The 25,083-nt window shown below is 69.9% G+C and carries 24 protein-coding genes and 2 tRNA genes; 11 read left to right on the top strand and 15 right to left on the bottom strand.

The features are described 5' to 3' along the window. Window positions 1–8 precede the first annotated feature (8 nt). The 4 genes from OG241_RS37770 to OG241_RS37755 all read left to right on the top strand — a co-directional run bounded on the left by OG241_RS37770 (window position 9) and on the right by OG241_RS37755 (window position 3,663). The gene (locus tag OG241_RS37770) at window positions 9–731 is read left to right on the top strand and encodes a M50 family metallopeptidase (protein WP_405821956.1); all 723 of its coding nucleotides are present in this window, start codon (window positions 9–11) and stop codon (window positions 729–731) included. A 136-nt stretch (window positions 732–867) separates the two neighbouring features. Continuing rightward, window positions 868–2,208: a 3-phosphoshikimate 1-carboxyvinyltransferase gene (gene aroA, locus OG241_RS37765; RefSeq protein ID WP_405821954.1), complete on the top strand. Its 1,341-nt coding sequence runs from the start codon at window positions 868–870 to the stop codon at window positions 2,206–2,208. 16 nt (window positions 2,209–2,224) lie between these two features. Next, on the top strand, window positions 2,225–3,235 hold the full coding sequence (rsgA, locus tag OG241_RS37760; protein WP_405821952.1) for a ribosome small subunit-dependent GTPase A: 1,011 nt from the start codon (window positions 2,225–2,227) through the stop codon (window positions 3,233–3,235). A 104-nt stretch (window positions 3,236–3,339) separates the two neighbouring features. Continuing rightward, window positions 3,340–3,663, top strand: a complete 324-nt coding sequence (locus tag OG241_RS37755; RefSeq protein ID WP_006383410.1) for a multidrug efflux SMR transporter — start codon at window positions 3,340–3,342, stop codon at window positions 3,661–3,663. 23 nt (window positions 3,664–3,686) lie between these two features. Here OG241_RS37755 and OG241_RS37750 read toward each other — a convergent pair whose 3' ends face one another. Continuing rightward, a complete protein-coding gene (locus OG241_RS37750) occupies window positions 3,687–4,316 on the bottom strand; it encodes a TetR/AcrR family transcriptional regulator (RefSeq protein ID WP_405821950.1) in 630 nt (209 codons plus the stop codon). Between the two features lie 206 nt (window positions 4,317–4,522). On the opposite strand from OG241_RS37750, the gene hisN reads away from it, so the two are divergent. Both hisN and OG241_RS37740 read left to right on the top strand, forming a co-directional pair. Further along, the gene (hisN, locus tag OG241_RS37745) at window positions 4,523–5,323 is read left to right on the top strand and encodes a histidinol-phosphatase (RefSeq protein WP_319092083.1); all 801 of its coding nucleotides are present in this window, start codon (window positions 4,523–4,525) and stop codon (window positions 5,321–5,323) included. A 163-nt stretch (window positions 5,324–5,486) separates the two neighbouring features. Then, a complete protein-coding gene (locus OG241_RS37740) occupies window positions 5,487–5,891 on the top strand; it encodes a cyclic nucleotide-binding/CBS domain-containing protein (protein WP_405821948.1) in 405 nt (134 codons plus the stop codon). Window positions 5,892–5,948: 57 nt separating this feature from the next. On the opposite strand, the gene OG241_RS37735 is transcribed toward OG241_RS37740, so the two are convergent. The 4 genes from OG241_RS37735 to OG241_RS37720 form a co-directional block, all read right to left on the bottom strand. After that, window positions 5,949–6,022 (bottom strand) — tRNA-Met (locus tag OG241_RS37735). 213 nt (window positions 6,023–6,235) lie between these two features. Beyond that, a complete protein-coding gene (locus tag OG241_RS37730) occupies window positions 6,236–8,041 on the bottom strand; it encodes a sel1 repeat family protein (RefSeq protein ID WP_405821946.1) in 1,806 nt (601 codons plus the stop codon). Between the two features lie 206 nt (window positions 8,042–8,247). Further along, window positions 8,248–8,321 (bottom strand) — tRNA-Met (locus tag OG241_RS37725). 69 nt (window positions 8,322–8,390) lie between these two features. Continuing rightward, window positions 8,391–11,366, bottom strand: coding sequence for a UPF0182 family protein (locus OG241_RS37720; RefSeq protein ID WP_405826664.1), 2,976 nt, complete (start codon window positions 11,364–11,366; stop codon window positions 8,391–8,393). A gap of 164 nt (window positions 11,367–11,530) precedes the next feature. Here OG241_RS37720 and OG241_RS37715 point away from each other — a divergent pair, with 164 nt between their 5' ends. Continuing rightward, on the top strand, window positions 11,531–12,073 hold the full coding sequence (locus tag OG241_RS37715) for a PPA1309 family protein (protein ID WP_405821944.1): 543 nt from the start codon (window positions 11,531–11,533) through the stop codon (window positions 12,071–12,073). Between the two features lie 76 nt (window positions 12,074–12,149). On the opposite strand, the gene OG241_RS37710 is transcribed toward OG241_RS37715, so the two are convergent. The 4 genes from OG241_RS37710 to OG241_RS37695 form a co-directional block, all read right to left on the bottom strand. Further along, window positions 12,150–13,244, bottom strand: a complete 1,095-nt coding sequence (locus OG241_RS37710) for a PDZ domain-containing protein (protein WP_405821942.1) — start codon at window positions 13,242–13,244, stop codon at window positions 12,150–12,152. A 58-nt stretch (window positions 13,245–13,302) separates the two neighbouring features. Further along, the gene (locus OG241_RS37705) at window positions 13,303–13,461 is read right to left on the bottom strand and encodes a hypothetical protein (protein ID WP_006379628.1); all 159 of its coding nucleotides are present in this window, start codon (window positions 13,459–13,461) and stop codon (window positions 13,303–13,305) included. Window positions 13,462–13,592: 131 nt separating this feature from the next. Then, window positions 13,593–14,054, bottom strand: a complete 462-nt coding sequence (locus OG241_RS37700) for a molybdenum cofactor biosynthesis protein MoaE (protein WP_405821940.1) — start codon at window positions 14,052–14,054, stop codon at window positions 13,593–13,595. A 77-nt stretch (window positions 14,055–14,131) separates the two neighbouring features. Continuing rightward, a complete protein-coding gene (locus tag OG241_RS37695) occupies window positions 14,132–15,244 on the bottom strand; it encodes an SDR family oxidoreductase (protein ID WP_334588760.1) in 1,113 nt (370 codons plus the stop codon). A gap of 187 nt (window positions 15,245–15,431) precedes the next feature. Between OG241_RS37695 and OG241_RS37690 the strand changes: the two genes are divergently transcribed. Both OG241_RS37690 and OG241_RS37685 read left to right on the top strand, forming a co-directional pair. Beyond that, window positions 15,432–16,835 (top strand): zinc-dependent metalloprotease, encoded by a 1,404-nt coding sequence (locus tag OG241_RS37690; protein ID WP_405821938.1) that lies wholly within the window; start codon window positions 15,432–15,434, stop codon window positions 16,833–16,835. Continuing rightward, window positions 16,832–17,347, top strand: coding sequence for an NUDIX hydrolase (locus OG241_RS37685; RefSeq protein ID WP_405821936.1), 516 nt, complete (start codon window positions 16,832–16,834; stop codon window positions 17,345–17,347). The genes OG241_RS37690 and OG241_RS37685 overlap by 4 nt, the downstream gene beginning before the upstream one ends. Window positions 17,348–17,399: 52 nt before the next feature. Here OG241_RS37685 and OG241_RS37680 read toward each other — a convergent pair whose 3' ends face one another. From OG241_RS37680 to OG241_RS37665, 4 genes are all read right to left on the bottom strand, one after another. Then, window positions 17,400–18,155 carry an AIM24 family protein gene (locus tag OG241_RS37680; RefSeq protein WP_405821934.1) on the bottom strand — a complete coding sequence of 252 codons (756 nt, stop codon included), beginning with the start codon at window positions 18,153–18,155 and terminating at the stop codon, window positions 17,400–17,402. Window positions 18,156–18,172: 17 nt separating this feature from the next. Continuing rightward, on the bottom strand, window positions 18,173–18,853 hold the full coding sequence (locus OG241_RS37675; RefSeq protein WP_405821932.1) for an AIM24 family protein: 681 nt from the start codon (window positions 18,851–18,853) through the stop codon (window positions 18,173–18,175). A gap of 11 nt (window positions 18,854–18,864) precedes the next feature. After that, the gene (locus OG241_RS37670; RefSeq protein ID WP_405821930.1) at window positions 18,865–20,538 is read right to left on the bottom strand and encodes a TerD family protein; all 1,674 of its coding nucleotides are present in this window, start codon (window positions 20,536–20,538) and stop codon (window positions 18,865–18,867) included. 133 nt (window positions 20,539–20,671) lie between these two features. Then, on the bottom strand, window positions 20,672–21,274 hold the full coding sequence (locus tag OG241_RS37665; protein ID WP_405821928.1) for a M48 family metallopeptidase: 603 nt from the start codon (window positions 21,272–21,274) through the stop codon (window positions 20,672–20,674). Window positions 21,275–21,606: 332 nt separating this feature from the next. Between OG241_RS37665 and OG241_RS37660 the strand changes: the two genes are divergently transcribed. After that, window positions 21,607–22,812, top strand: a complete 1,206-nt coding sequence (locus tag OG241_RS37660) for a TOMM precursor leader peptide-binding protein (RefSeq protein ID WP_405826662.1) — start codon at window positions 21,607–21,609, stop codon at window positions 22,810–22,812. Beyond that, the gene (locus OG241_RS37655) at window positions 22,805–24,169 is read left to right on the top strand and encodes an ABC1 kinase family protein (RefSeq protein WP_405821926.1); all 1,365 of its coding nucleotides are present in this window, start codon (window positions 22,805–22,807) and stop codon (window positions 24,167–24,169) included. Before OG241_RS37660 ends, OG241_RS37655 begins: the two co-directional genes overlap by 8 nt. 192 nt (window positions 24,170–24,361) lie before the next feature. On the opposite strand, the gene OG241_RS37650 is transcribed toward OG241_RS37655, so the two are convergent. After that, window positions 24,362–24,685, bottom strand: coding sequence for a hypothetical protein (locus tag OG241_RS37650; RefSeq protein WP_405821924.1), 324 nt, complete (start codon window positions 24,683–24,685; stop codon window positions 24,362–24,364). Then, on the bottom strand, window positions 24,682–25,050 hold the full coding sequence (locus tag OG241_RS37645) for a WhiB family transcriptional regulator (protein ID WP_189147026.1): 369 nt from the start codon (window positions 25,048–25,050) through the stop codon (window positions 24,682–24,684). The genes OG241_RS37650 and OG241_RS37645 overlap by 4 nt, the downstream gene beginning before the upstream one ends. Window positions 25,051–25,083 lie beyond the last annotated feature (33 nt).

The raw sequence follows: 25,083 nt of genomic DNA, 5'->3' as shown, positions 1-25,083 counted from the left end.
CGCAGACAATGACCAGCACCGCATCCACCTCGCTGGCCGGCCTCTGGGACGAGATATTCGGCAGCCAGCCCGACCCCGACCTGTGGGTGGTGATCGCGACCATGGTGGCCGCGCTCGCCGTGATCGTCCCGCATCCCCTGTGGCGCCTGTCGCGCAACGCGATCACCATCGCGCACGAGGGCGGGCACGGTCTGGTCGCGCTGCTGACCGGCCGCACCCTCACCGGCATACGGCTGCACTCCGACACCAGTGGCCTCACGGTCAGCCGGGGCAAGCCGCACGGCCTCGGCATGATCCTCACGGCCGCCTTCGGCTACACCGCTCCCCCGCTGCTCGGCCTCGGCGGCGCCGCGCTCCTCGCCGCCGGCCACATCACGGCCCTCCTGTGGCTGGCCACCGTGCTGCTGGTGGCGATGCTGGTGATGATCCGCAACGCGTACGGCGCCCTCACGGTGTTCGTCACCGGCGGCACCTTCGTGGTGGTGTCGTGGCTCGCAGGCCCCCAGATCCAGGCGGCGTTCGCCTACGCGGTCGTGTGGTTCCTGCTCCTGGGCGGAGTCCGCCCGGCCTTCGAACTCCAGGCCAAGCGCCGCAGGGGCGGAGCGGGCGACTCGGACGCGGACCAGCTGTCCCGCCTGACACACGTACCGGCGGGCCTGTGGCTCTTCCTGTTCCACGCGGTGAGCCTGTGCTCACTGATAGGCGGAGCCAGGTGGCTGCTGGAGGTGTAAGACGGCTGGCAGAGGGATGCGGCTCCGGGAGGGATGACGCGCCCCGCAGGGGCAGCGTCTCCAGGGGCGCGGGGAACTGCGCGACCAGCCACAACGGCGCCGCACCCGAATCTCAAGCGACTACTAAAGTGACCCCATGGCCCCGAACCCCGCAGACACCGCTCTCTGGCCCGCCCCGCACGCGACCGGAGCCGTCGACGCGACGGTCCACGTGCCCGGGTCCAAGTCCGTCACCAACCGCGCCCTCATCCTCGCCGCCCTCGCCTCGGAGCCCGGCTGGCTGCGCCGCCCCCTCCGTTCCCGCGACACCCTCCTGATGGCGGGCGCCCTGCGCACGATGGGCGTCGGCATCGAGGAGACGGTGTCCTCCAGCTCGTCCGTCGCGGGGGACCCCGACGGTTCCGGTGAGGCCTGGCGCGTGATCCCCTCCGGTCTGCACGGCCCCGCCACCGTCGACGTCGGCAACGCCGGCACCGTGATGCGCTTCCTGCCCCCGGTCGCCGCCCTCGCGGACGGCCCCATCCGCTTCGACGGCGACCCGCGTTCGTACGAGCGTCCGCTCCACGGCGTGATCGACGGCCTGCGCGCCCTCGGCGCCCGCATCGACGACGACGGCCGCGGCGCGCTCCCGCTCACGGTGCACGGCAGCGGCGCCCTCGACGGCGGCCCGGTGTCGATCGACGCGTCCTCGTCGTCGCAGTTCGTCAGCGCCCTGCTCCTCTCCGCGCCGCGCTTCAACCAGGGTGTGGAGGTCCGCCACACCGGCGCGACCCTGCCCTCGCTCCCGCACATCCGGATGACGGTCGACATGCTCCGCGCGGTCGGCGCCCAGGTGGACACCCCCGAGTCGGGCGGCGAGCCGAACGTCTGGCGGGTCACGCCGGGCGCCCTGCTCGGCCGGGACCTCACCATCGAGCCGGACCTCTCCAACGCCCAGCCGTTCCTGGCGGCGGCTCTGGTGACCGGCGGCAGGGTGACGATCCCGGACTGGCCGGCCCGCACCACCCAGCCCGGCGACCGGCTCCGCGAGATCTTCACGGAGATGGGCGGTTCCTGCGAACTCACCGAGTACGGGCTGGAGTTCACGGGCTCCGGGTCGATCCACGGCATCGACGTGGACCTGAGCGAGGTCGGTGAGCTGACCCCGGGCATCGCGGCGGTCGCAGCCCTCGCGGACTCCCCGTCCACCCTCACCGGAGTGGCCCATCTGCGCCTCCACGAGACGGACCGCCTGGCGGCCCTGACCAAGGAGATCAACGAACTCGGCGGCGACGTGACCGAGACGGCCGACGGCCTGCACATCCGCCCGCGCACCCTGCACGGCGGCACCTTCCACACGTACGAGGACCACCGAATGGCGACGGCCGGCGCGATCATCGGACTGGCGGTGAAGGACGTACGGATCGAGAACGTGGCGACGACGGCGAAGACCCTCCCGGACTTCCCCGATCTGTGGGCCGGAATGCTCGGGAACTGACGGGCGGACCGGAATCATGCGCCGCTACGGCAAGAACACCGACGAGGACGACATCCGCCAGCGCCCGAACCGCAAGGGCAACCGGCCTCGCACGAACATCCGCCCGAAGCACGAGGACGCGTCCGACGGCATGGTCCTCACCGTCGACCGGGGCCGGCTGACCGTCCTGGTCGACGACCGGATCGTCATGGCGATGAAGGCCCGCGAACTGGGCCGCAAGGCCGCGGTCGTCGGCGACCATGTGGCCGTCATCGGCGACCTCTCCGGCAAGAAGGACACCCTCGCCCGTATCGTCCGCATCGGGGAGCGCACCTCGCTCCTGCGCCGCACGGCGGACGACGACGACCCCTACGAGCGGGTGGTCGTGGCCAACGCCGACCAACTGGCCATCGTCACGGCGCTGGCCGACCCGGAACCCCGCCCCCGGCTGATCGACCGCTGCCTGGTGGCGGCGTACGCCGGCGGCCTGACCCCGCTCCTGGTCCTGACCAAGTCGGACCTGTCCCCGCCCGACAAGCTCCTGGAGCTGTACGGCGCCCTGGACATCCCGTACGTCGTCACGAGCCGCCCCGAACTGGAGAGCGGGGCCGCCGTGGCCCGCGTACGCGAGCAACTGGACGGCAAGATCACGGCGTTCGTCGGCCACTCGGGCGTCGGCAAGACGACCCTGGTCAACGCCCTGGTGCCGCACGACCAACGGCGCTCGGTCGGACACGTCAACGCGGTGACGGGCCGGGGCCGCCACACCACCACCTCCGCCCTGGCCCTCCCCCTCTCGGGCAACGCGGGCTGGGTGGTCGACACCCCGGGCGTACGTTCGTTCGGGCTGCACCATGTCGACCCGTCCCTCGTGATCCACGCCTTCCCCGACCTGGAACCGGGCACGGAGGGCTGCCCGCGCGCGTGCAGTCACGACGAGCCCGACTGCGCGCTGGACGAGTGGGTGGAGAAGGGGCACGCCGACCCGGCGCGGCTCTACTCCCTGCGGCGACTGCTGTCGACAAGGGAGCGAACAGAGGGCGACTGACCTCCGCGTTGTTTGGCCGCCATGGGAGCCGGTAAGTGCATAATCGCACCGAGCCGGATCCGAGCGTGACGAAGCGGTCGACGTGGTACACGGGAGGACAAGACATGGCGTGGCTGCTGGTCGTTGTGGCGGGACTCCTCGAAACCGGCTTCGCCGTCTGTCTGAAGCTGTCCCACGGCTTCACCCGCCTGTGGCCGACGGTCGCGTTCTGCGTCTTCGCCCTCGGCAGCTTCGGCCTGCTGACGCTCTCCCTGAAGAAGCTCGACGTGGGCCCGGCGTACGCGGTGTGGACCGGCATCGGCGCGGCGGGCACCACGATCTACGGGATGGTCTTCCTCGACGACCTGGTGTCCGTCCTGAAAATCGTCTCGATCAGCCTGGTGATCATCGGCGTGATCGGCCTGCAGTTGTCGGGCTCGTCCCACTGACGGCACCGGCCGCACCCGCCCCCTCAGTTCCACACAGCGGCGTCCGAGGGCCGTAACACACTCCGTACGAGGTCGGCGAGACCGCCCTCCCCCGGGGGCGCGGCGACGCAGGACAGGGCGAGCCTGACCGCCAGTTCGCAGGTACGGGACATCTCGGCGACGTCCGACTTGGCCGCGCCGGTGCCGGACAGCACGGTCACGGCACGGTCCCGGACGAGCGCCACGAACTCACCGGGCGAGGGCAGCGGCCCGTCGGCCCGCCGCTGCGCGGGCACCGTGGCGGCGGACGGCACGGCGGACAGCGTCGGCGAGGGCAGCCGTTCGCTCCAGCAGCCGGTCAGCAGGGCCCGCACCAGGACGCTGTCGCGGGCGGCCGACGCGGTCCACTCGGCGGCCGCGGTGAGCCGTTCCCGCGCTCCGGAACCCGGGTCGGCGGGTCCGGTCAGCGCCCGCTCGACACCCGCGAGGTAGGCGTCGGCCTCCCTGCGGACCAGGGCCCGGGCGAGCCCGTCCTTGCTGCCGAACTCGTTGTACAGCGTCTGCCGGGACACTCCGGCCGCCGCCGCGACGTCGACCATGCGCACCGCTGACCACGGACGACGCGCGAGCGCCGTGTATGCGGCGTCCAGCAAGGAATCCCGCGCTGCAGGCATGATCCGCCTCCCAGGGCCGAGCGGCTCTGGGCCCAGGTTTGACGCGCACGGAGTCACTGTCAAGGGTTCGCGACGGCACCGGGGGGCGCGTATCGACATTCGCACGCCCGAGCCGCCGGCGGCACCGGCGGCACCGGTCAACCGCGGGCCATCGCACCCACCGCCCCCTGTAGCCCTGCGACAGCCTCGAAAGATACGGTTCGCCTATGCCCGACTATCTCGATGACCTGCGCCTTGCCCACGTCCTCGCGGACGCCGCCGACGCCACGACGATGGGCCGGTTCAAGGCACTCGACCTCAAGGTCGAGACGAAGCCGGACATGACACCGGTCAGCGAGGCGGACAAGTCGGCCGAGGAGCTGATCCGGGGCCAGTTGCAGCGCGCCCGCCCGCGCGACGCGATCCTCGGCGAGGAGTACGGCGTCGAGGGCACCGGCCCCCGCCGCTGGGTGATCGACCCGATCGACGGCACCAAGAACTACGTTCGCGGGGTGCCCGTCTGGGCCACGCTGATCTCCCTGATGGAGGCGGGTGAGGGCGGCTTCCAGCCGGTGGTCGGTCTGGTCTCCGCCCCCGCTCTGGGCCGCCGCTGGTGGGCGGCGAAGGGCCACGGCGCCTTCACCGGCCGCAGTCTCTCCTCGTCGTCCCGACTGCGCGTCTCGAACGTCTCGAAGATGACGGACGCGTCGTTCGCGTACTCCTCGCTCACCGGCTGGGAGGACCGCGGTGTGCTGGGCGGCTTCCTCGACCTGACCCGCGAGGTGTGGCGCACGCGCGCGTACGGCGACTTCTGGCCGTACATGATGGTCGCCGAGGGCTCGATCGACATCTGCGCCGAGCCGGAGCTGTCCCTGTGGGACATGGCGGCCAACGCGATCATCGTCACGGAGGCCGGCGGCACGTTCACCGGCCTCGACGGCCGCCCGGGCCCGCACAGCGGAGACGCGGCGGCATCCAACGGCCACCTTCACGACGAGATGCTGGGTTACCTGAACCAGCGCTACTGATCCGATCCCCGGCCCTCCGCACGCCCTGTAACAGCCGCACACGCCCCCTTGTTGACCGTCGCTTTACCTGCCACCCTGAAGCTCCCCCCACTTGTGAACTTGTGAAACACTGAACAAGGCAGCGAAACAGGGGCGGGAACTCTCTAGGAGGTGGCTCCACCCCATGCTCGTACGCGACGCCATGAGTTCCGTGGTCCTCACCATCGGCCCCGATCACACACTCCGCCAGGCCGCCACACTGATGGCCGCACGGCGGGTCGGCGCGGCGGTGGTCCTCGACCCGGACGCCGGCGGAATCGGCATCCTGACCGAACGCGACATCCTCAACTCCGTGGGCCTCGGCCAGAGCCCCGACACGGAACGCACCCACGCCCACACCACCAACGACGTGGTCTTCGCCGCCCCCTCCTGGACCCTGGAGGACGCCGCGCACGCGATGGCCCACGGCGGCTTCCGCCACCTCATCGTCCTGGACGGCGGCGAGCCCGTGGGCATCGTCTCGGTCCGCGACATCATCCGCTGCTGGGCCCCGGTACGCCGCGCGACCCGACAGCACGCGACCGCCTGACCCGGAAAAACACCTAGGGCCGAAGTCCTGTATCGGACTCCGGCCCTAGGCCTCAAGTAGCGGGGACAGGATTTGAACCTGCGACCTCTGGGTTATGAGCCCAGCGAGCTACCGAGCTGCTCCACCCCGCGTCGGTAAACCCAACGTTACGTCAGCCCACCCCACGAAGGCAAATCACTTAACTCCCACCCCCAGCGCAGGCCCACATTTCCAGCCCGTCCGGCGCTTGAGGACAAGGCCCCTTCAGGGCCGGCAGCGGGGGTCTGGGGGCGCAGCCCCCAGGAACGGGATGGGACGGGTAGGGGCGGCGGGGGCGAAACAACCACACCCCACCCACCGCACCCTCAAGCGGAAAGCTCCTCCCGCAACGCATCCCGCAACCGAGCCGCCCGCTCAGCGACCTCCCCCGGCCCCAGCGAAACCGCCAGATCAGCCCACCGCTGCCCCTCCGCCAACTCCCCCCGCCGCGCATACACCAGCGCCAGCCGCAACGCAGCCCGCCCATGCCCCGCCTCAGCCGCCCGAGCCCACCACACCGCTGCCTCCGGCTCACTCCCCTCCCGAGCCAGCAACAGCCCCAGATTGAACGCCCCGTTACGAGACCCGGCCTCAGCCGCGGCCCGATACCACCGAGCCGCCTCCACCACGTCCCCGCGAGCCGACGCCAGCATCCCCACCCGCACCTGCGCCCGCCGATGCCCCTGGGAAGCCGCCCGCTCGTACCACTCCTCGCACTCGGTCTTCTCGTGCGCGATCTCGCCCAGCTCATGCGCGGGCGCCTGCGGACGCCGGGCATCGAGCACGGAGGCCAGCCGGTACGCGGCCTCGGGGCTCCCCCCGCCCGCCGCACACCGCAGATACCGCTCGGCCTCCCGCTCGTCCCCCTCACGGAGCCGGGCGATGCCGACCTGCAGCGCCGCCTCGGTGTGCCCGGCGCCGGCGGCCCGCTCGTACCAGCGCAGGGCGGCCGCCTCCTCACCCCGTCCGGCGTGCAGGATCCCCAGGTTGAAAGCAGCGTCCACACTTCCCGCCTCGGCCGCCTTGGAGAACCACGGCTCAGCCCCCGCCGCGTCCCTACCCTGCAGCAGCAGGATGGCGAGCGCGTTCGCGGCCTCGCGGTGCCCCGCGTACGCGGCCCGCCGGTACCACTGTTCGGCCTGCGCGGTACGCGACTGCTCAGCGCAGAGCAGCCCGAGGTTGTACGCGCCGTTCACGTCCCCGGCGTCCATCGCCGCCCGGTACCAGCGCTCGGCGGTCTGGGTCTCGCCCCGCTCGGCATGCAGCGCGCCCAGCGCGTTGGCGGCGTTGCCGTCCCCGTCCTGGGCAGCCCGCAGCCACCATACGGCGGCGCTCTCGGAGTCGCCCGCGTCGCGCAGCAGGAATCCGAGCGCGCACGCGGCCCGGGCCTCGCCGTCCTTGGCGGACGTCAGATACCAGCGTCCGGCCTCCTTGAGCTCGCCGCGCTTCTCCAGAATGGCCCCGAGGTGCAGCGCCGCCCGCTGATGCCCACGGGCGGCAGCCTGCCGGTACCACTGCTCGGCCTCCCCGGCACCACCGTCGCCCGCACCCTCCTCGACACCGACACCGGCGTCGGCCGCGGCCTTGCGGTCGAGCGCGCGGGCGATCCGGTACGCGGCCTCCCGGTGTCCCCGTTCGGCGGCGACGCGCATCCACTGCTCGGTTGCCGCGTCCCCGCGGTGCTCCAGCAGATCGGCGAGGGCGTAAGCGCCCAGCACGTGCCCCTGCTCGGCGGACTGGCGCAGCCAGTACTCGGCGGCCGGCTCGTCGCCCCGCTCACGGTGGTGGCGGCCGAGCGCATGGGCGGCGGGAGCCGATCCCGCGACGGCGGCGATCCGCCACCAGCCGGCGGCGTCGTCCGCGTACCCGCGCTGGTGGAGGAGGACGCCGAGGTTGTTGGCCGCGGCACGGTCACCGGCGGCGGTGGCGGCACGCAGCTGCGGCTCGGCTCCGTCGAGATCACCGCGACGCAGCAGCATGGCTCCGAGGACACTCATCGCCTCGACGTCGCCGGCCTCGGCGGCGAGCCGTTGGCGTGCCTCTTCCACCGCCTCGCCGGTTTCGTCCCGGTCGGAAGGCTGCACAAATCGCCCTGTCTCCAACAGAGTTGCCTTGTCCCCCATAACGTCCATCGTCGCACCACCTGCAACCTGGGTACACCTGGTATACCGCAGCCAGTGAGGTCAATTCAGCGTTTTGTCGACATGCCCACAGAGAGACAAGTCAAACACAGTTCCCCTCAAGTGCCCCTGGAAGGCGCGACCTTAACCTGGTCGGCACATGCGTTCGCACACCACGAAGGCCCGGATCCTTGGAGGATCCGGGCCTTCGCAATCAGTAGCGGGGACAGGATTTGAACCTGCGACCTCTGGGTTATGAGCCCAGCGAGCTACCGAGCTGCTCCACCCCGCGCCGTTGTGTTCCAACCGTACCACGGCGCGGGAGGAGCTGAGGCCGCGACCTCAGCAGGTCCGACCAGCACTAACCGCTGCTCGAACTGCTGCTGGGACTGCTACTTGGGCCGGCGCTCGGACTGCCACTGGGACTGGGGCTCGCCTTGTCACCCTTGCCGGCCTTGTCGCCCTTGCCTGCGGCGGACTGCGCCTCCTCGGCCCGCTTGAGGGCGGCCTCAAGGGCTGCCTGTGCCTTGCCGTACGCCTCCCAGTCGCCCTTCTGGAGGGCGGTCTGGCCGTCGGCGAAGGCCTTCTGGGCGTCGGTGAGCGCCTCTTGGACCGTCGGGTTCTCGGACGCCGGCGGCGGTGTCGTCGTACCACCGCCCTCGTCCGGCGGCTCGGTGGTCGTGCCCTGCGCCCCGAAGACCTTGTTGAGCGCGGCGTCGAGGGTGTCCTCGAAGGCGGTCTGGCCGCCGTAGGTCACCAACACCTTGCGCAACAGCGGGTACTTGAGTCCGCTGCCTCGTACGTAGACGGGTTCCACGTAGAGCAGACCGCCGTCGAGCGGCACTGTCAGCAGGTTGCCGTACTCGATCTCCGAGTCCCCGCCTCTCAGCAGCCTGATGGACTCGGCAATGTCCTGTTCGGAGTTGAACTGGCTCTGGACCTGTTTGGGTCCGTCGACGGTTCTGCTCGTCGGCAGCTTCAGGATTCTGATGGTGCCGTAATCGCTTGTCCCCGCCTCCGCGTTGACCGACATGAAGGCGCTCAGGTTGTCCCGGCCGTTCGGCGTGAACGTCGTCGTCAGGGAGAACGCCTGCGCCGACTGGTCGGGCATCTTCATGCTGAGGTAGTACGGCGGCACCGCGTCGCCCGACTTGTTGCTCGGGTCGTCGGGCACCTGCCACACCTCAGAGCCGCTGAGGAACGTCGACGCGGACGCCACGTGGTAGCGGGTCAGCAGCTCGCGCTGGACCTTGAACAGGTCCTGCGGGTACCGGAGATGGGCCATCAGCGAGGCCGAGATGTCGCTCTTCGGCTCGACCGTGTTCGGGAAGGCCTTCATCCAGGTCTTCAGGACCGGGTCCTTGGTGTCCCACTGGTAGAGCTTGACCTCGCCGGTGTACGCGTCGACGGTCGCCTTCACCGAGTTGCGGATGTAGTTGACCTGGTTCTGCTGGGCCACCACCGCACGCTGGTTGTTGTTGGCGGTGAGCGAGTCGGCCGTCGTGTCCCCGAGGGTGGTGCGGGAGGCGTACGGATAGCCGTTCGTCGTCGTGTACGCGTCGACGATCCACTGGATCTCACCGTCGACGACGGCCGGGTAGGCGTCGCCGTCGATGGTCAGCCAGGGCGCGACCGCCTCGACCCGCTCCTTGGGCGTGCGGTTGTACAGGATCCGCGAACCCTCGCCGATGGCACCGGAGTAGAGGATCTGCGGCTCGCTGAACGCGACGGCGTACGCTGCGCGGTTTATCGGGCTGGAGAGGCTGACACCGCTCTTCGCCTTGTAGCTCGTGGTCTTCTCACCGGCGTCGTCGGAGTAGTCGATCTCCTTCTGGGGACCGCCGACGATCGAGTACTGGCTGGTCTTCTCGCCGTAGTAGATCCGCTGCTGGTACGTCCCGAGGTCACCCGTGGACGGCAGGTCGGACTCGGTGAAGACCGGGCGCCCCTCGGCGTCCGCCGTGGTGCCCTTGGCCGCGACCACACCGAATCCGTGCGTGTAACGGAAGTGGTCGTTGATCCAGTTGTTCTTCGGAATGCCGTTGAGGTTCAGCTCACGCAGACCGATGACGGTGTCTTGATCCCCGCCGTTCTTGCCGTCCTTGCTGTACCGGTCGACATCCAGGTTGGTCGGGAACGCGTAGTAATTACGCATCTGCTGGAGCTGCTGGAACGTCGGCGACACGATGTTGGGGTCCATGATGCGGATGCTCGCCGTGGCGTCCACGTCGTCCCGCAGCTTGGTCTTGTCCTCGGTGTCGCTGCGGCCGGCGTACTCGCTGACCTTGGCGCCGTCGATGCCGTACGCCTCGCGCGTCGCCTTCAGGTTCTTCTCGACGTACGGGGCTTCCTTCGCCTGCTCGTTCGGCTGGACCTGGAACTTCTGCACGATCGCCGGGTACAGCCCGCCGATGAGGATGGCCGAGAGGACCATCAGTCCGAAGCCGATGACGGGCAGCTGCCAGGTGCGCCGCCACAGGGTCGCGAAGAACAGCAGCGAACAGATGATGGCGATGCAGAACAGGATGGTCTTGGCCGGCAGGTAGGCGTTGGCGTCGACGTACCGCAGACCCGTCCAGTTGCCGGTCGCCTTGAAGTCACTCGACTTCACCGCGAGCCCGTACCGGTCGAGCCAGTACGCGACCGCCTTGAGGGCGACGAAGATACCCAGCAGCACGGACAGATGTCCGGTCGCCGCGGCCGTGGCACGGGCACCCGGGCTGGTGACGCGCAGCCCGCCGTACAGGTAGTGGGTGAGGGCGGCGGCGATCAGGGACAGGATCGTGGCAGCGAAGCCGAAGCCCATCAGGAAGCGGTACCAGGGCAGGTCGAAGGCGTAGAAGGACACGTCCAGACCGAACTGGGGGTCCTTCTGTCCGAAGGACACTCCATTGACCCACATCAGCCAGGTCCGCCACTGCCCGGACGCCGACGCGCCCGCGATGAGACCGACCAGGGCGGTGATACCGAGCAGCAGCCACTTCTTGTACGGGGCGATGCCCATGCGGTAACGGTCGAGGCTCTGCTGCTCCATCGACATGGCGCTCAGCGGCGGGCGCAGCCGGTGCGCCAGCCAGATGTTCACCCCTACCGCTGTCGCCATAAGCAGACCGAAAACGAGGAAGAGACCGATCTTGGTCCACAGCGTGGTCGTGAAGACAGATGAGTAGTCGACCGAGCGGTACCAGAGCCACTCCGTCCAGAAGCCCGCGAACATGATGAACGCCATGCCGAGTACGGCAAGGACGCCCAGTGTCATGAGCAGGGTCCGGACGCGCCGGGACGGGCGGCCCACTCTGATCCGTGGCCCCTGCGGGCCTCCGCCGCGGTCCGGCATCTGGAAAGCCAAGGTTGGCACCTCAAAAGTCGCTGTCGGTCCGTCAGGCCCCCGTGTTCGTGGACCATCCGTCAGGCCCGTGATCGTAGGGGCCTCACCTATGCAACTTACTCACGCTTTACTCGGTTCCCGTTTCGGGCCATGAACGAGGCAGGATTGTGACCATGTCCAACACTCCCATGGCGGCGAACCCGCTCACCCGGGCCGTACTCGAGATCGACGAGTACGCCTCCGGCCTCGGCTGGGACCAGCCGGCTCGTCTCTTCGCCCTCGTAGACACCGCCCGGCTGCGGGTCCAGGAACCCGCTCTCGCGGCCCAGCTCGGCCTGGCGGACGAGCAGGCGTCCACCGGTCTCACCCCGATCGAACAGGACGAGATCCCGGCGGGAAAGCCGCTGGACGAGTTCCTCGCCACCATCGCCTGGCCGGACTCCGTGATGGGCTGCGCCCTCACCGTCGAGCGCCTGATGCTCCCGCCGTCCGCGGAAGCGGCGGTCCCGCAGGGGCTGAGCGACAAGAAGCTGGCGGCCTGGGTCGCCGCGCACCCAGACCGTCAGGAGGTCCGGATGACTGTCGCGGTCCTGCGTGACGGCACACGTGACTCGGCGGTGCGCCTGCGCGAGAAGGACGCGGCGACGGAGGTGCTCACGGGCTCGGGCCTGGTACCGGGCCTGGCGGAGGCATTGTCGGCGACGTTCGCGGACTAGCGGAGCACTTTAGGAACAAGGGAGGGGGTGCGCGGTCCGTGGACCGCGCACCCCCTCCCCGCTCACTCGCTGCAGCCTACTTGGTGCTGCACTTCGGCAGATCAGCGGTGTCGCCGGAGCGGATGTCCTTGAGCGCGCTCAACGCGTCGCCAATGGTGCTCACCTTGACGAGTGTCAGCCCGTCCGGGGTGTCCGAGGCGGCGGCCGCGCAGTTGTCGGCCGGCGTCAGGAAGTACTGAGCCCCCTTGTCCCGGGCACCGACGGTCTTCATCTCGATCCCGCCGATGGGGCCGACCACGCCGTCGTCGTCGATGGTGCCGGTGCCGGCCACGAACTTGCCGCCGGTGAGGCTTCCGGGCGTCAGCTTGTCGTAGATGCCGAGGGCGAACATGAGCCCCGCGCTGGGCCCTCCGACATCGGCGAGCTTGATGTCGATGGTGAACGGGAAGGTGTGGTCGGTCCCGGCGGAGATCCCAACGATGGCTCGCTGGGCGTCCTCGTCGTTCGACTTGGTGGTCGTGATGGTGATGTCCCGCGACTTGGTGGCCGCCCGGTTCGCCTTCTCGGCGGCGGCCTGCTCCGCGGCGGGCACGATGGTGAAGACGACCTTCTCGCCCGCCTTGTGCTTGGTCACCAGCTTGGCGACGTCGGTGGTCACCTTGACCGGCGTACCGTCGACGGCCTTGATGACATCACCGGCGTGCAGCACGCCCTCTGAGGGGGACCCCTTCACGACGGTGGCGACGATCACCCAGGACTGCACCGGAACGCCGAGCTTGTCCAGCGCCGCGACCTTGGCGCTCTCCTGGGACTGGCTGAACTCCTCGGCGTTCTCCTGGGTCGACTGCTCCTCGGTCTTTCCGTCCGGGTAGAGCGTGTCGTGCGGCACGACCTTGTTGTCGTGCGAGAGCCACCCGTACACCGCCTCGACAAGGTTCATCTTGTAGTCGGCACTGGTGACCCGAACGGTGGTCATGTTCAGGTGACCGGAGGTCGCGTAGGTCTTGTGCCCCGAGATCTGCAGCACCGGCTCGCCGCCGTGGTCCCCGAGAGTGTTCACGGTCGGCCCCGGCGACAGCTCCGAATACGGCACATTGATGAACACTCCGGCGCACAGGAGCGCGATCAACATCAGGGTGGAGGCGAGCATCGTCGCGGTGCGGCGTGGCATGGCACGACAGTACGGGACGGTCCTGTCGGCACACCGTCAGGGCCGCCAGTACTGCGTCTCAGGTACGGGACTTCTCCATGGCCTCGCGGAACCGCTCGTAGCCGTCGAGCTCGGGCCCGTCACCGCGCGTTCTGCGCGTCCGGTTGGCCCAACTGCCCCACAAACCGGCGCCGATCGCAGCCACCAGCGGAATCAGCAACCAGGCGAGTGCCGCCATGCCGACCTCCCAACCCCAAAGAGCGACCGCAACTGACTGATCAGCAGATTAACCTCCGCCGTGTTAACGCTCACGCCCGGGGGGCGGTTACGCAACCGGAGACGCCTCGCACAGAGGGTCGCCCGTGCGGCTCAGCAGGCGCCCACCCACTCCTCGGTCCCGTCGGAGAACGTCTGGTGCTTCCAGATGGGCACCTCGTGCTTGAGGTCGTCGATCAACTTCCGACAGGCCGCGAAGGCCTCCCCCCGGTGCGGGCAGGACACGGCGACCACGACGGCGAGGTCCCCCACAGCAAGGTCCCCGATCCGATGCACAGCGGCGAGCGCCCGCACCGGAAACTCGGCGACGACCTTCTCGGCGACACGCCGCATCTCGGCCTCGGCGCTGGGGTGACACGAATAGCCGAGCGCATCGACGTCGGCGCCCCCGTCGTGGTTCCGCACGGTCCCCACGAACAGGGCGGTCCCCCCGGCGGAGTCGTCCCCGACAGCCCGGAAAACCTCGTCCAGGGAGAGGGGTGTCTCCCGGACGGCAACCAGCTTGATGGGCTCCGGAGCCGTCTGCTCACCGGGATGATCACTGAGGGATGCCATATCCCCATCGTGCCACGGCCGACACCGCCGACCCGTAGGGCGGCGGAGGCGCAACAGCCGCACCCCACCCCCGCCCGTCAGATCCGCCGCCGAGCCTTCCGAGCCCGTCGCACCAACGCGGCCGTACCCAACAGCGCCACCGTCGCCCCCGCGGCCCCCGCCGCGGTCGCGTCCTTGCGCCCGAGCCGCCGACCCACCACCGTGTGCCGCCCGGCGACCTCTTCCAGCAGCTCCGCGAGCACCTCCTCGTTGCTCCACTGAGGCCGCCATCCGGCATCGTGCAGCCGGCTCCCGCTCACCACCCAGGGATACATCGTGTACGCCAGGTCCCCGGCCGGAGAGGGAGTCAGCCCGATCCTGTGCAGCCTGGCCGCCGCGCCCAGAGCGACAGCGGACGGCAGCTCCATACGGCGGATCCCGCTGAGCTCCTCGACCTCCTCCTGCTCCAGCCATCCGTCGCAGCCGACGGCCAGCTCCCCGTCGACCTTCTCCAGCACCGCGTACTCCAGGGCGCTGCACAGATCCTCGACGTGACAGAACTGCCAGGCGGGCCGCGACCCGGCCACGACAAGCAGCCGGGGTGACTCGAAGTACCTGGTCAGAGCGGTGTCCGTGCCCCCGATCAACACCGCGGGCCGCACCACCGTCACATTGAGCCCGGGATGCGCCCGCGGCGCGCGCCGGGCGAGCCGCTCGATCTCCAGCAGGTCCCCGACTCCGGTCGCCTCGGCGGTCGCGCGCAGCTCGGCGTCCTCCGCCAGGGGCAGTTCGTTGTCCGGCAGCGCCCCGTAGACCATCGCGGACGTACAGAGCACGACGCGGTGCACCCCGGCCGCGGCGGCAGCGGTGAGCACGGTCTGTGTCCCCCGTACGTTGTACGCCGTGCGGGCCGCGCCGTCCGTCTCCAGGTTCAGGTCGAGGGCCAGATGCACCACGACGTCGGCGCCCCGCAGCTTCTCCGCGATGGCCGGATCCCGCACGTCGAGGATGTGCCACTGCGCCGCCGCGCACTCGCCGCGGCGCTCGTCGATGGCGACGACCTGCTTGATCTCCTCGGACGCGGCGAGCCGCTCGGTGAGCAGCGCTCCGATGCCCGTCGCGGCACCGGTGACCGCGACGACGGGCCCGCGTAGGGCCGGGTTGGTTGAGTGGTTTCGCGCTGCGCGAACCTGCGGATCTGGGGAACTCACCGGCGTCTCCAGCGGTTGTCTTCAGTAAGGACGCGCGTGACGCGTACGTACCAGGTGACATCCATCCTGCCGCAGGCCAGGAGTCAGCGAAGCATCGAGCCCCCAACCGGCTGTGGTGTCTAGGCTGGGTGGTGTTGTCGGGCAGCCGCCGTCGAAGAGCCGACGGCCTTACCAGCCGAGGAATCCCGTGAGTGACACCCCATTCGGATTCGGCCTTCCGCCGGAGGAGCCGGAGAACGGCGACGAGGGCAAGCAGGAGGACCAGCAGGGCGGTGGTGGTCAGGGACCGTTCGGTTTCGGACTCCCCGGCTTCGGTGGTCCCGGAGGCGACAATCCACTCGCAGCCATGTTCGGTTCCATGAACCCCAACGACCTGGGCGCCGCGTTCCAGCAGCTCGGCCAGATGCTCTCGTACGAGGGCGGTCCGGTGAACTGGGACATGGCCAAGCAGATCGCCCGCCAGACGGTCTCCCAGGGGACGTCCGACGGCGTCAAGGACTCCAGCATCGGTCCCTCCGAGCGCACCGCGGTGGAGGAGGCCGTCCGGCTGGCGGACCTGTGGCTGGACGACGCGACATCGCTGCCGTCCGGCGCCGGCTCCGCGGTGGCGTGGAGCCGCGCGGAGTGGGTCGAGGCGACCCTGCCCGCCTGGAAGGAACTGGTCGACCCGGTCGCCGAGCGCGTCGGCGCGGCCATGGGCGATGTCCTGCCCGAGGAGATGCAGGCCATGGCGGGCCCGCTGATCGGCATGATGCGCTCCATGGGCGGCGCCATGTTCGGTACGCAGATCGGACAGGCCGTCGGGGTGCTCGCGGGCGAGGTCGTCGGCTCGACGGACATCGGTCTTCCGCTGGGCCCGGCGGGCCGGGCCGCGCTGCTGCCGGCGAACATCGAGGCGTTCGGCAAGGACCTGGGTGTCCCGCAGGAGGAGGTGCGGCTGTATCTCGCCCTGCGCGAGGCCGCCCACCAGCGCCTGTTCGCCCACGTGCCGTGGCTGCGCTCGCATCTGTTCGGTGCGGTCGACGGCTACGCGCGCGGGATCAAGGTCGACACGGCCAAGCTGGAGGACGTGGTCGGCCAGTTCGACCCGCAGAACCCGGAGCAGTTGCAGGACGCGCTTCAGCAGGGCATGTTCCAGCCGGAGGACACCCCGGAGCAGAAGGTCGCCCTCGCCCGTCTGGAAACGGCGCTGGCCCTGGTGGAGGGCTGGGTGGACGCGGTGGTGCACGCGGCGGCGAAGCCCCGGCTGACGTCCGCGGACGCGCTGCGTGAGACGCTGCGCCGCCGCCGTGCGTCGGGCGGCCCGGCCGAGCAGACGTTCGCCACCCTGATCGGCCTGGAGCTGCGCCCGCGCCGGCTGCGCGACGCCTCGCGCCTGTGGGCGTCGCTGACGGACGCGCGCGGTGTCGACGGCCGGGACGGCCTGTGGGCCCACCCGGACATGCTGCCGACGGCCTCCGACCTGGACGATCCGGACGGCTTCGTGCACCGTGAGCAGCTCGACTTCTCCGAGCTGGACAAGATGCTCGGCGAGGCCGCGGGCGGCTCCACCGAGAAGCCGAACCTGAAGAAGGACGACGACTCCGAGTGACCCTCCACCACAACGCGGTCCGGGTGCTGGAGAAGTACGAGGATCAGAAGGATCTCCGTCAGGTCTACCTGGACCATCTGGACGCCCGTCCCGACGGGATGTGGAAGGCCTGCGAGGACGGACACATCACAGCCAGCGCTCTGGTGATCGACCCGGAGCGTGAGCGGGTCCTGCTCACGCTCCACAAGAAGCTGCGGATGTGGCTCCAGATGGGCGGGCACTGCGAACAGAGCGACACCACGCTCGCCGGCGCCGCGCTCCGCGAGGCCACCGAGGAGTCCGGCATCCCGTCGCTGCGTCTGCTGCAGAGCACGCCGGTCCGGCTGGACCGGCATCACACGCCCTGTGCCTGGCACCTGGACGTGCAGTACGCCGCCGTGGCCCCGCAGGGAGCCGTGGAGGCGATCAGCGACGAGTCCCTCGACCTGCGCTGGTTCGCCTACGCCGAGGTGGCGGACGTAGCGGACGACTCAGTCGTACGACTGCTCGAAGCAACCCGCGCCCGACTGTGAACGGGTAAGGGGCGACCGCCCATGGTGGTCGCCCCTTACCGATCCGATGCCGCTAGCTCCAGACGTTGCCCTGGTTCTGCGCCCGGGCCCCGTGCTGTCCCATACCGAACTGGGCCGCGGCGCCCTGGCCGATCTGGGCGTTCTGCGGCGGCAGCAGCTCGCTGGGCTGGACCAGTGCGAAGCCGCTGCCCATGAAGCTGAGCTCCCAGCCCTCGCCGGTGTTACCGCGGCGCCGCCATACTCCGGACGTGTGTGTCTGGGCCTGCATCTGAACCCGCAGGCCGGTCGACCAGGCGACGATCGCGTCGGCGTCGCAGTTGACGTACCTGTCCGGCGTCACCTGCATCATCAGCGGCGCGCCCGAGGTCATCAGGGCGACCCTGCCGCGGCCGGTGATGTTGAGCTGGTACTTCCCGGATCCGGAGATGCCGTAGAGGCTGTCCACGGCGATGACCTCGTGGTGCAGCCCGGAGTCCATCGCCAGCACGTAACTGCTGTCGACGGTCAGACCGTCCTGTTCCACGTCCACGAAATGGATGTGCTGGGCGAGGTTGGCGAGATAGACCGTGCCCTGCCCGTGGCAGCGCATCAGGTCCAGGCCCTCGCCCGTGTGCGCGCGTGAGCGGCCCTGATTGCTGCTCTGGTACTCGGCGTCGAACTCCATCAGACCCTGGTAGGCGACCATCGTGCCCTTGCGGGCGAGGATGTCGTCGTGGCCCTCCAGAGTGATCCGGAGCATCTGCTTGTTCTGCAGACTCCAGCGTTCCTGGGTCTGCGAGTCGTTGTGCGCGAAAAGTGGGCTCTGCATGGCGTTCTGGCTTCCCCTCAGCCCCGGAACCGGAGACGGTCGGTGCTGTCCTCGCTGGGCTGGACGACGACGATGCCCTGGCCGGAGAAGGCCATCTGGAAGGCCTCGCCACTGCCGCGGCCGATGAGTGACTGCGCCTTGAAGCTGCGCTTGCCCTTCACCTTGAGGTTCGGGGACCAGGCGACGAGCGCGTCCGGGTCGACGTACGTCTCGTCCTCGCCTCCGCCGCAGTCGACGACGATCGGCTTGCCCCGGGAGGTCAGCGCGACCCAGCCCTGCCCGGAGATCTTGGTGTTCCACAGGCCCTGCCCGGCGAACTTCGCCAGCCCCTTGACCCGCTCGACGCCCCAGGTGAGGTGTGCGTCGAAGGCGAGCAGGTTGGTGGCGTTGACGGAGATGCCGTCGCCGTTGAGGTTGATCACGATCACGTTCGCGCCGTAGTCCGCGAGATAGAGCAGACCGTCCCCCGAGCACTTCATCAGGGGCGCGCCCTCACCGGTCATCCAGTCCTTGGCGATCTGGCGCACGGCCGGCGGGTTGGGCTCGTACTGGACGAAGCCTTCGTAGGCGACCATCGACCCCACGCGCGCGAGGAGGTCGTTTCCGGTCTGCATGGCGACCTTCAGCATGTGGCTGCCGTGGTTTTCCATGCGGGCGGTGACGGGTGCGGGAGCATAGCCCGCGAGCGGCTGGTTCATGGCGGGCTCCCTCAGATCTCGTACGGCTGGACGACGATGAAGTTGCCGGGCGCACCTCGGAACTGGAGGTTGACGCCCTCTCCGGTGTCGCCCGGGTAGGCGTTGCGACGCATCCGTACCTGGCTGGAGACGACCACCTGGGAGGCGGCCGACCAGGCGACCACGGCGTTGCAGTCGGCGAACGTGGTGGGTGTGACCGGGAGGACGACGGGGACGCCGTGCGTCTTGACGACGATGGTCCCGGTGCCCGTGAACTGCATGGTGAACAGCGCACCGCCGGGGATGCCGTGTCCCTCGACGCGACGGACCTCGTACTGCAGGCTCTCGTCGAACGCGAGGACGTTCTCGGCGGACACGCAGATGCCGTCGCCCTGGAGTTCGATGGGGTGCAGCATCGTGGCGTTGTCGGCGAGGAACACCTGGCCCTGGCCGGTACAGCGCATCAGCTGCATCTCCTGGCCGGTCGCGTTGCCCACTATCCGGCCGGCGAATCCGGCGCCCTTGTAGCTGAAGTCGACCTTGCCCTGGTAGAGCACCATGCTGCCCTGGCGGGCCAGTACGGGCTGACCGCCCATGCCCAGGTCGACGCGGATCAGCTTCTTGTTCTGCTGTGTCCAGCGCTGCCCGGTCGGGGTCTCCTTGAACTGCTGGAGCGCGGCCGTCACACCGGCCCCCTGTCCGCCGCCCTGGGGTGCACCCTGGGGCACCCCGTAGGAGGCCTGCTGGCCGGGGACCTGCCCGAACGGGGGCTGCTGCCCGTAGCCCGGGGGCGTGGTGGGCTGCCCGTATCCGGGCGGGCCGGGCGGGGCCTGGGGCGCCTGCGGCTGGCCGTATCCGGGCGGCAGCGACCCGGGGTGGCCGGGTGCCTGGCCGTACGGAGCCTGCGGGGCCGCCGGTTGTCCGTAGGGCGCGGGCGCCGGAGCCGGGGGCGGTACCTGGGCGGCGCCGGGCGGTGTCAGGGGCGCGACGATGGTGGGGGCCGCGTGCATCGACGGCGCGGGCGCCGGAGCGGGGGGCGCGGGCGCGGGGAATCCGGCCGGAGGCGCGAAACCCTGAGCGGCGGGCTGCGGAGCGGCCGGGGCCGGAACGCCGAACGCGGGCGGCGCGAAGCCGGGAGTGGCACCGGTCTGGGGCTGCTGCGCGGCGGGCTCTTCCTCCTCGGCGACCTCCCCGCCGAAGTTCTTCAGCAGCGCGTCGAGGCCGCCGTCGAAACCCTGCCCGACGGCGGCGAACCGCCACACGTCCTTCAGATAGAAGTCGCCCAGCATCACGGCCCGCTCGGTGGAGAACTCCGAACCGTTGAAGGAGTAGCGGGCCACTTCCTCGCCGCCGGCGACCACGCGGATGTATCCGGGGGCGATCTGCGACATCTGCCCGGCGCCGTCGAGTGTGGCCGTGAACGACAGCTTCTGGATCTGCGGCGGGATCCGGTCGAGCGTGACGCGGAAGGACTCCGTGTCACCCGCCTGAGCGCCCAGGAGCTGGATGGAGTCCTCGGGGGACTTCGGCTGGTTGAAGAAGATGAAGTACCGGTCGTCCGAGAGCCGCTCGTCGGCGTCGAGGCCGAAGCAGCTGATGTCGAAGGTGAGCCCCGGTCCGGAGATCTGTACGCCTACGTACAGATCCGTGCCCGCTGTGAGATCACTGATCCTGGCCTTGTGACCGCGTTGGAATTCCCTGGCCATGCGTAACGACCGTCCCCCATCCCGAATGCCTGATGCGTCGGGTCAGGCTAACGGCTAATTCCGGCCGTGGTCAGAGCCGGTACAAACCCGGTACACAACGCCGCGCGACCGCCGCGTGCCTGCCGCCCGAAGATCAGTCCCCGCGCGCGGGGGGCGATTGCGGCTGCCGGTCGGCGGCGACCACTCCTTCGAGGTAGCCACGGGCCCGTTCGGTCCGTGGGTACGCGTCCAGGAGCCGCCAGAAACGGGGCCCGTGCCCGGGCACCAGCAGATGCGCCAGCTCATGGAGGAGGACGTAGTCGACGACGTACTCGGGCATGCCCTGCAGCCGGTGCGAGAGACGGATGCTGCCCTCGGCCGGGGTGCACGAGCCCCAGCGGGTGTTCTGGTTGGTGACCCAGCGCACCGAGGTGGGCCGCGCACGGCCGCCGAAGTACTGGGCCGACAGCCGCTCCGCGTGCTCGGCGAGCTCGCTGTCGCCGGGCACCCGTTTCGTCTTGCTCTCCTGGGCGGCCAGTTTGTCGAGCATGACGGTCACCCAGCGCTGCTCCTCGGCCTCGGACATCCGGGCGGGGATGAGCACGACGGTGCGATCGCCCTCGCGGTAGGCGGAGACTGTCCGGCGTCGCCGGTCACTCCTACGAACCTCGATCGCGCTCGCCCCCGAGCCGCTCGGCGGCTGGCTCGTCGTGCTGCGCTGTGGGTTTTTGGCGCGGTGCAGTGGGTCGGCGGGCACGGCACGACGTTACCCGCTGTGCATGGAGGAAGTCTTGACTCCGGCACGGTTCGGCGGCGATCCCCACCATGCGTTTGATTTGTACGACGAATACCCACCGCCTGTGGACAACTTTCGACGCCCGATGAGCAAACCGGTCATGCTGACACTCGTCGGCGGAACGAGCACTGACATCCACCGACAAACAAGGACTTACCACGGGGATTTTCTCTGGCTACGGGGGGCCTGCCATGCGATCAACCACCACATCCGCGCCCGCATCGGACACTGCGGCCGCGGCGCCGACGACAACCCACTCGGGTGAGGCCCACCCGGGTGTCGCTCACCCGGTGATGAAGGGCGCGCTGCGCAGCGGCTGGCGAGATCTGAACACCGTGCAGTTCGGGATGACACCCGCCCATGCGATGACACTCGGCCCGATGGACACGGCGACAGGCAGTTTCCTGAGCCTGCTCGACGGCACGCGCGGACTCCCACGCCTCCATGAGGAAGGGCACCGCATGGACCTGCCGGCCGCCCATGTCGACGGCCTGGTGGAACGGCTGAGCGAGGCAGGCCTTCTCGACGACGCGACGGGCGGCGGTCCGGCCGTCGAAACGCTGCGCGGGAAGAAGAAGGTCCTGGAGCGGCTGGGCCCCGATCTGGCCTCCCTCTCTTTGGTCGCACGGGCGCCGGGCGAGGCGATGGCGCAGCTGGCCGCTCGCCGGTCACTGCGTGTACAGGTTCGGGGCGCGGGCCGGGTGGGCGCAGTGATCGCCTCGCTGCTGGCGGGCGCGGGGGTGGGTCAGGTCGATGTGCGCGACGGTGGCGTGGTCGAGCCGTGGGACGTCGCACCCGGTGGCCTGCCGGTCGACTCCATCGGCGAACGCCGGGACGAGTCCGCGCGGCGCGCTGTCCGGCGGGCGGCCCCGGACCGACCACCACGGCGTACGGCGGCGCAGTCGCCGCCGGACGGGAGCGGCCCCGGTCTCTCCCTGGTGATCATCGCCCCACGCGACGATCTCGCCGTGCACGCACCCGACCCGGCCGCCGCCGAAGAACTGGTGAACTCGGGCACACCACATCTGTACGCGGGTGTCGTGGAAGGAACCGGCATCGTTGGCCCCCTGGTTCTGCCGGGCGAGACGGCCTGCGTCGGCTGCCTGGAACGGTGGCGCGTCGACCGGGACCCCGTCTGGCCACGTCTGGTGGCGCAGTGGCGTTCGGCACGGCCACGCCAGGTCAGGGCCTGTGACCTGGCTCTGGCGACGACGGTCGCGGGGCTGACGGCGGCTCACGCGCTCGCCTTCCTGGACGGGAGGACCCCGTCCACCGCGGGTGCCCGCTGGGAGGTCTCGGTACCCGGGCTCGACTGGCACGCCCGCCCGGTCTGGGCACATCCCGCATGCCCGTGCGGTGCCGAGGAGAAGAGTAAGGAGGAACACACACCGGAGGACGGGGGGCCGCACGAGACAATGGCGGAGCAACGGCCGTCGACGGAGTTACGCCGTAAGGCACACACGGCGCGGCTGTCCGGAACCTGGAGGGCTCATGTCTGATCTTCCCCGGAAGGCGGTCACCCGTACCGCCAAGCTCGCCGCGCTCCCGCTCGGCATCGCCGGGCGGGCCACCTGGGGACTCGGCAAACGGATCGTCGGCGAGTCGGCGGACATCGTCGGCCGCGAACTGCAACAGCGCACGGCGGAGCAGCTGTTCAAGGTGCTTGGTGAGCTCAAGGGCGGTGCGATGAAGTTCGGGCAGGCACTGTCCGTCTTCGAGTCGGCACTGCCCGAGGAGGTCGCGGGCCCCTACCGCGCGGCGCTGACGAAGCTCCAGGAAGCGGCCCCTCCGATGCCGACCCGCACCGTGCACTCGGTGCTGGAGGCTCGGCTCGGCGCGGACTGGCAGGACCTGTTCCTGGAGTTCGAGGACAAACCGTCCGCCGCCGCCTCGATCGGCCAGGTGCACCGGGGACTGTGGCACGACGGACGCGAGGTCGCGGTCAAAGTGCAGTATCCGGGCGCCGGCGAGGCACTGCTCTCGGACCTGAACCAGCTGAGCCGCTTCGCCCGCCTGTTGGGGCCGCTCATCCCCGGAATGGACATCAAGCCGCTCATCACCGAACTCCGGGACCGTGTCTCGGAAGAACTCGACTACGGCCTGGAGGCTCAGGCCCAGCAGGCCCACGCGGCAGAGTTCACGGACGATCCGGACGTCGTGGTACCAGCCGTCGTCCACCAGTGCGAACAGGTTCTGGTGACGGAGTGGATCGACGGCATACCGATGTCGGAGGTGATCACCAGCGGTACGCAGGAGCAGCGCGACCGCGCGGGCCAGCTGCTGGCCCGGTTCCTCTTCTCGGGTCCTGCCCGGACCGGCCTCCTGCACGCCGACCCCCACCCCGGCAACTTCCGCCTGCTGCCCGGCGGTCCGGCCGGCAAGGACGACTGGCGCCTGGGTGTGCTGGACTTCGGTACGGTCGACCGGCTTCCGGGCGGGCTGCCTTCGACGATCGGCCTCTCACTTCGTCTGACCCTGGACGGCGAGGCCGAGGCGGTCTACGAGGCTCTCTGCGCGGAAGGCTTCGTCAAGGACTCGATCGACCTGGACCCCGAGGCGGTGCTCGACTACCTCTTGCCGATCATCGAACCGGCCGAGGCGGACGAGTTCACCTTCACCCGCGGCTGGATGCGTAACCAGGCGGCCCGTATAGCCGATCCACGCTCCCCGGCGCATCAACTGGGCAAGCGCCTGAACCTGCCCCCCTCTTACCTCCTGATACACCGGGTGACCTTGAGCACCATCGGCGTCCTGTGCCAGCTGGGGGCGACGGTCCGCATGCGCGCGGAACTGGAGGAGTGGCTGCCGGGATTCCTGCCGGAGGCCGAGGAGGAGTCCACCGCTGCCGAGGCGTGAACCGACTTCACCACCGAGCCCAGTCCAGCCGGGCCCTGATCGCCCCAAGGTTGTCCCTGGCGCACGTGTCGCCATCGCGATCGCCGTGACCGGCGGCCGGGCGGGCGCAACGCACCGCGGGGGCCGGTCCGTTCGGACCGGCCCCCGCGGGAAGCGACTGCTGTTACTGCTACTGCCGAGCTGCCGTGATCGTTACTGCATGACCGCCATGGCGAGCGCACGGCGGGCACGCTGCGACGCGCGCTCGGCTCGGCGCTGGAGCCGACGGGCGGTCACCACGCGGTGCGCGCGGCGTTCCCGCTCGGCCTCCTGAAGGCGGTCGTGCATATGCGCACGAGCCAGGGCTTCTGGGATGAGTTGCATCTCTCGGGTCCTGTTCTGGCGCGAGTCGTTCGCACCGGTGGTGGTGAAGTCTTCGGTCGCGGAGCCGACGGGCTCGCTGGTGGACGGCGTCATCGGGACCTGCTTCTCGGGGTCGTGCGTGAAGGGGCGATCGATCGTTCCTGCGATGTTCATGCTGTGACCGGGTTCTTGCGCGGACGGCCACGGGGCCGCTTGCGGGCCACAACGACACCCTGGACGAACAGTTCGCCACCCCAGACGCCCCAGGGCTCACGCCGCTCCTTGGCGCCGGCGAGGCAGGCCTCCATCAGCGGGCAGGTGCGGCAGAGGGACTTGGCGTACTCGACGTCGGCCGGCGACTCGGCGAAGAAGACCTCCGGGTCGTAGGAACGGCAGGGGACGGGTACGCCGAGGTTCTCGATGGCGTCGTCGAGCGCGGTGAGCGCAGTGAGCGGGATCAAGGTGCAGTCCTCCGTGAGGCCGGGCGGGGGGATCGTTTCGGAAGGCGGTACTGACGGGGCGTGCGCTTCGAGTTGCACGGGTGGTTTTCCTCGTCTGGTCGTTCCGGCCCT

The sequence above is a fragment of the Streptomyces sp. NBC_01390 genome, from assembly GCF_045040105.1.
Taxonomy (GTDB): Bacteria; Actinomycetota; Actinomycetes; order Streptomycetales; family Streptomycetaceae; genus Streptomyces.
Note: the sequence above shows the minus strand (reverse complement) of the source record. Positions and strands in the feature narration are given on the sequence as shown.